The sequence below is a fragment of the Pseudomonas sp. TWR1-1-4 genome (assembly GCF_049897165.1).
Lineage (GTDB): Bacteria > Pseudomonadota > Gammaproteobacteria > Pseudomonadales > Pseudomonadaceae > Aquipseudomonas > Aquipseudomonas canadensis.
In genome coordinates this window covers 1-6,130 of record NZ_JAFCVS010000008.1, presented here as the reverse complement: position 1 = coordinate 6,130, position 6,130 = coordinate 1, and the positions used below count along the sequence as shown (strand labels likewise).

At 60.0% G+C, this 6,130-nt stretch carries 5 protein-coding genes; 3 read left to right on the top strand and 2 right to left on the bottom strand.

Annotated features, from left to right (window positions below; genetic code table 11):
- Nucleotides 1-4: 4 nt before the first annotated feature.
- Nucleotides 5-1,156: a macrolide transporter subunit MacA gene (macA, locus tag ACP7C6_RS24775; protein ID WP_426109350.1), complete on the top strand. Its 1,152-nt coding sequence runs from the start codon at nucleotides 5-7 to the stop codon at nucleotides 1,154-1,156.
- A 3-nt stretch (nucleotides 1,157-1,159) separates the two neighbouring features.
- Entirely contained in the window at nucleotides 1,160-3,118 is a 1,959-nt protein-coding gene (locus tag ACP7C6_RS24770) for a MacB family efflux pump subunit (RefSeq protein WP_028615833.1), read from the top strand.
- 132 nt (nucleotides 3,119-3,250) lie between these two features.
- Here ACP7C6_RS24770 and ACP7C6_RS24765 read toward each other — a convergent pair whose 3' ends face one another.
- Together ACP7C6_RS24765 and ACP7C6_RS24760 are read right to left on the bottom strand one after the other, a co-directional pair.
- Entirely contained in the window at nucleotides 3,251-3,922 is a 672-nt protein-coding gene (locus ACP7C6_RS24765; RefSeq protein WP_028615834.1) for a helix-turn-helix transcriptional regulator, read from the bottom strand.
- Nucleotides 3,923-4,076: 154 nt separating this feature from the next.
- Nucleotides 4,077-5,312, bottom strand: a complete 1,236-nt coding sequence (locus ACP7C6_RS24760; RefSeq protein ID WP_426109349.1) for a methionine gamma-lyase — start codon at nucleotides 5,310-5,312, stop codon at nucleotides 4,077-4,079.
- A 123-nt stretch (nucleotides 5,313-5,435) separates the two neighbouring features.
- On the opposite strand from ACP7C6_RS24760, the gene ACP7C6_RS24755 reads away from it, so the two are divergent.
- Entirely contained in the window at nucleotides 5,436-5,906 is a 471-nt protein-coding gene (locus ACP7C6_RS24755; RefSeq protein WP_028615836.1) for an Lrp/AsnC family transcriptional regulator, read from the top strand.
- Nucleotides 5,907-6,130: the final 224 nt, after the last annotated feature.

The following is a 6,130-nucleotide window of genomic DNA, read 5'->3' as shown; positions in this document are numbered from 1 at the left end:
ACCCATGGAAAAGTCAAAGTTACGCAAACTAGGAATGCTCGCCACACTGGCCATCGCCATAGGCTTGATCATCTACACGGTCCAAGCTCCCGCCGACGCACCGCAATACCTCACCGCCACCGCCGAACGCGGCAACATCGAAAACGCCGTCCTCGCCACCGGCCTGCTCGAAGGCATCAAACAGGTCGACGTCGGCGCCCAAGTCTCCGGCCAATTGAAATCCCTCAAGGTCAAAGTCGGCGACAAGGTCAAAAAGGGTCAATGGCTAGCCGAAATCGACCCATTGATCCTGCAAAACACCCTGCGCAAAGCCCAGGTCGACGAAGAAAACCTCCAGGCCCAACGCCGCGCCACAGCGGCGCAGCTCAAGCAGGCCAAGTCCGTATACGAACGCTACAAAGGCCTGCAGATTGACGAGTCAGTCTCCCGCCAAGACTTCGAAGATGCCGAATCCACCTTCCAGGTGCAACAGGCCAACTTGCTGTCCCTGGACGCGCAGATAAAAAGCGCCCACATCCAGATCGACACCGCCAAGGTCAACCTGGCTTACACCCGCATCGTCGCGCCCATCGATGGCGATGTGGTGGGCATCGTCACTCAGGAAGGCCAGACCGTCATCGCCAACCAACTGGCGCCGGTGCTGCTCAAGCTGGCGGACCTGGACACCATGACCGTCAAGGCCCAGGTCTCCGAGGCGGATGTGATTCACATCAGCCCCGGCCAGCAGGTCTACTTCACCATCCTCGGCGAGGCCGACAAGCGTTACTACGCCAAGCTGCGCGGCACGGAACCGGCGCCACAGAATTTCCTGGAAACCCAGACCGCCGGCACGCCGAAGCAGAACACTGCAGTGTTCTACAACGCGTTGTTCGATGTGCCTAACCCCGACCACCGTCTGCGCATCGCCATGACCGCCCAGGTACGTATCGTGCTCGACACCGCCGAGGCCGCGCTGATGGTACCGGTGGCGGCACTGGGGGCGCGCAACAACGACGGCAGTTACTCGTTGCGGGTGCTGGACGCGAAAGGCAAGGCAGTGTCGCGGGAGGTGAAGACCGGGATCAACAACAACGTCAAGGTGCAGATCCTCGAAGGCCTGGCCGAAGGCGACAAAGTGGTGATCGGCGACGCCACGCCCGCTGTGGCGGGGAACTGACGGATGACTCAGCCACTGCTGGAACTCAAGGGCATCACCCGTAGCTTCATGGCCGGCGAGCGTGAATTCATCGCGCTCAAGGGCATCGACCTGACGATTCATGCTGGGGAAATGGTCGCGATCATCGGCGCCTCAGGCTCAGGCAAATCGACCCTGATGAACATCCTCGGCGGCCTGGATTACGCCACGGCCGGCAGCTACAAGATCAACGGCATCGAAACCCGTTCCCTGGGGGATGAGCAGTTGGCCGAACTGCGCCGTGATTACTTCGGTTTTATCTTCCAGCGCTACCACTTGCTGGCGCATCTGAGTGCCTTGCACAACGTGGAAATGCCAGCGATCTACGCCGGCACACCGGAAACCCAACGCCACAGCCGCGCACGGGAGTTGCTCGCGCGGCTGGGCTTGTCCGGTCACACCACCCACCGTCCCAGCCAGCTCTCCGGTGGCCAGCAGCAACGGGTGAGTATCGCCCGTGCCTTGATGAACGGCGGCGAAGTGATCCTCGCCGACGAACCCACCGGCGCCCTCGACACCCACAGTGGCAAAGAGGTGATGCGCATCCTCGCCGAGCTGCACGCGGCGGGGCACACGGTGATTATCGTCACCCATGACCCCAAGGTCGCGGCGAACGCCCAGCGCATCGTCGAGGTCAGTGATGGCGAGATTGTCAGCGACAAGGCCAATGAGAGTGCTGGCCTGGAGTTGCCCAGCGAAACGCCCATCGAGCCAAAACGCAGTGGCGCCCGGCGATTGGTGGCGAGCCTGGGGTTGTTCAAGGAGGCCTTCAACATGGCCTGGGTCGCGCTGGTGTCTCACCGCATGCGCACGTTGTTGACCATGCTCGGTATCGTTATCGGCATTACTTCGGTGGTGTCGATCTCGGCCATCGGTGAAGGCGCCAAGCGTTATGTGCTCAAGGACATTCAGGCGATCGGCAGCAACACCATCGACATTTTTTCCGGCACCAGTTTTGGCGATAGCCGCGCCTCGGCCATCGAGACCTTGATGCCTTCGGATGTGGACGCGTTGAATCAGTTGTATTACGTCGACAGTGCTACGCCGGTGGTGGGCCGCAACCTGTTGCTGCGCTTTGGCAATATCGACCTGGATGCGCAGGTCAATGGGGTGAGTGACCGCTATTTCAAAGTGAAGGGCTTGAAGCTCGAAGCCGGTATCGCCTTCAGCGAAAGCGATGCGCGGCGCCAGGCCCAGGTGGTGGTGATCGACCACAACACGCGTCACCGACTGTTCGGCCCGAACGTCGACCCGCTGGGCCAGGTGATCCTGGTGGGTAACCTGCCGTGTACCGTGATTGGGGTCACCGCTGATAACAAGAACATGTTCGCCGCCAGCAAGGCGCTGAACGTGTGGGTGCCCTATGAAACAGCGGCAGGGCGCTTGCTGGGGCAGCGCCATCTGGACAGCATCACCGTGCGCATCAAGGACGGCCAGCCGAGCAAGGTGGTCGAAGACAACGTCAACAAACTCATGCTGCAACGCCACGGCACCAAGGACTTCTTTACCAACAACCTCGACAGCATCATGCAGACCGTGCAGAAAACCAGTCGCTCCCTGGCGTTGCTGCTGTCGTTGATCGCGGTGATCTCGTTGCTGGTGGGGGGCATTGGCGTGATGAACATCATGCTGGTGTCTGTCACCGAGCGCACCCGTGAGATCGGCATTCGCATGGCGGTAGGGGCGCGGCAGTCGGATATCCGCCAGCAGTTCCTGGTGGAGGCGGTGATGGTGTGTTTGATCGGCGGGCTGATCGGGATCTCGCTGTCCTATGCCCTGGGCTTTCTGTTTTCGTTGTTTGTGAAGGAATGGGAGATGGTGTTTTCCCTGGGCTCGATCATCACGGCGTTTGCCTGTTCGACGTTGATCGGCATTGTGTTTGGCTTTGTACCGGCCAGGAATGCGGCGCGGCTGGACCCGATCGAGGCGCTTGCCAGAGATTGAGGTTTGTCAGCCAATAGAGATTAAATGTGGCAGCGGGCTTGCTCGCGAATGCGGTAGTTCAGCCAATGAATCTGTTGACTGACACACTGCATTCGCGAGCAAGCCCGCTCCCACATTTTGAACAGGTATGTCTTAAAAGCCTGTGTTGTCCTCAGTGGCATACATCCATCGCAACAACGAATGCCGCCCGCTGATTCCCAGTTTGATCGACGCGCGCTTCAGGTAGCTCTCGATGGTGTTGACCTTCAACGCCAACTGCTCCGCCAACTCCGGCGCGGTCCGCCCGGCGAGCAGGCCCACGCACACCTCAAGCTCACGGTTGGATAGGGTCAGCCCCGACTGTACCAACCGTTCTTCGATGCGCCTGCGCAGGGTTTCGAGGCCCTGGTTTTCCAGCACCACCGCGTCGCTGTCCTGACGGCACGGTTGGATCGCGGCGATGTGCTTTTCCACCATGGGCAGCAGCAAGGTGGAGAAGTCCTGCAACATGCTGCGCTCCTGGGGCGAAAAGCTTTCGGACTGGTGCGAGCGATACACCGACAAGACGTAGCGCACGTCATCCTTGCGGCGGGTGAGGTGCAATTGTGCGGCCGGTTGTTCGTCGCCCAACGCCTCAACCGAATCGGTGTAGACCGGGCTGATCTTGCGGCGGGTTTGCCCGTCGGCGCTGACCTGCAATTGCGTGATATGAGTGGCGTCCACCGCCAGTTGGGTGAGGATCAGGTCATGCAGCATGCGTGGGAAATGGCGGCTGCCGGTGCTGGCGATGACTTTGCCAATATGAGGGAACAGCTGTGAGTTCATCATTTCGTCCATGAGGCGTGCAGGTATTCGGCTTTATAGCAGCGGGGATTAAGGTGCAAGCCAATGCGAATAACCTACCGTGATAGTCCTTCCCGCCGGACCTATGCTAGTACAGCCTGGCGACGGGAAGGGGATCCAATCTTAAATAATCGGATTAAAAACTCACAAGCTTAGAAGGACGTGTGAGGGTAGGCGTGCACTTGGCGAGTGCCTGCTGCACATCCGCCAACAGGTCGGCCACATCCTCAAGCCCCACCGACAAGCGCACCAACCCTTCGCTGATACCGTGCGCTGCACGTTCCTGCGGGGTGTAGGTGGAGTGGGTCATGCTCGCCGGGTGCTGCGCCAGTGACTCGGCATCACCCAGGCTGACCGCCCGGGTGAACAGCTTGAGCGCATTCATGAAGCGCCGACCGGTTTCGATGCCGCCCTTGAGCTCGAAGGCAATCATGCCACCGGGTAGTTTCATCAGCTGTGTCGCCAGTTCGTACTGCGGGAAAGAGCGCAGTCCCGGGTACGTCACCGACTGCACGGCGGGATGCGCCTGCAGGGCTTCGGCCACGGCCTGGGCATTGCTGCAATGACGGTCCATGCGCAGGGCAAGGGTCTTGAGGCCGCGCATCAACAGCGAAGCGTCCTGGGGCGACATCACCGCCCCAGTCAAGTCCTTGAGGCCCTGCAGGCGAATGCGCTGGGCCAGTGCCTGGCTACTCACCGCAATGCCCGCCGTGATATCGCCGTGGCCGCTGAGGTACTTGGTGGCCGAATGCACCACCACATCGGCGCCCAGGTCGAGGGGGCGTTGCAGGTAGGGCGTGCAGTAGGTGTTGTCGACCACCAGGGTGACGTTCGGCTGCTCGTGGGCGAGGGCGGCCACGGCAGCGATATCCACCAGTCGCAGGTTGGGGTTGGCCGGGGTCTCGCAGTAGATCATGCGGGTGGCGGGGCTAAATGCGGCTTGCAGGGCCGCCAGATCAGTCAGGTCGACATGCCGCACCTTGATACCGAATTCGCCGATGCCATGGTGAAGCAGGGCAAAGGTGCAGCCGTACAGGGTCTGGCTGACGATCACTTCATCGCCAGGGCGCAGCAGGGTCCAGAACGTCGCGGCGATTGCGCCCATGCCGGAACTGAACGCCACTGCGGCCTCGCCGTTTTCCAAGGTGGCCATGCGTGATTCCAGCAGCGCCAGGGTTGGGTTGGAAATGCGCGTATAGAAGTGGCCGCTCGCTTCACCGGCAAAACAGGCGGCGCCGTATTCGGCGGTTGGGAAAGCAAAGGTGGCTGACAGGTAAATCGGAGGGACGAGTGCGCCGTGATGGTCTTTTGGGTCATAGCCGTGGTGGATGGCGCGGGTGGAAAAGCCGAATGCATTGTGTTTATTGTTCATGTCGGACGCTCCTTATTTCCTACAATGCTATGCTCATAACCACAGATGAACTTTGCAATATTTGCTACTAATTCCCGCGTCCTGGGATGAAAATCTTATAAAAATAAAGAATAGAGGCACGTTATGCCCGTCAGTCTGGACCGTACCGACAAAGCCCTTTTAAACGCGCTTCAAGGCAATGCCCGTCTCACGGTGGCCGAATTGGCCGACCGCGTGTCCCTGACCACCTCGCCGTGCTGGCGGCGGGTGCGGAACCTGGAAGAGAGTGGGGTGATCAGCGGGTATCAGGCGATTCTGTCGCCCAAGGCGCTGGGGTATGGGGTGACGGCGTTTGTCAGCATCATGATGGAGAGTCATACCCAGGAGATTGCCCGGGCGTTTGAGCAGCGGTTGTTGGAGATTCCTGAGATTGTGGCGTGTCATAACGTGTCGGGGCGGTATGATTTCTTATTGGAAGTGGTGGCGAAGGATCTGGAATCGTTTGGGGAGTTTGCGCGGGAGGTGTTGCAGACGTTGCCTTGCGTTAAGGAGATTTATTCGAGTTTTTCTTATAAGTCGGTGAGGGGGTTGAGGGTGATTCCGTTGCCGGGGTGATGGGGGGCTGGTGTGTTGTGTACATATCCGTTGCTGCGGTGATGGCTGATATTGGTTCCGCCCTTACGGCGGCTCACTTTTGAACAGCGCAAAAGTAAGCAAAACGCTCTTGCCCCAACACTCGGCACCTCGCTTAGGCTCGGTGTGCCGTAACGAAGGCTTGAATCCGTGGGCCGCCGCGATGGGCCATCCTTGGCCCAGCGCGGCTAACCCGGCGTCCTGCC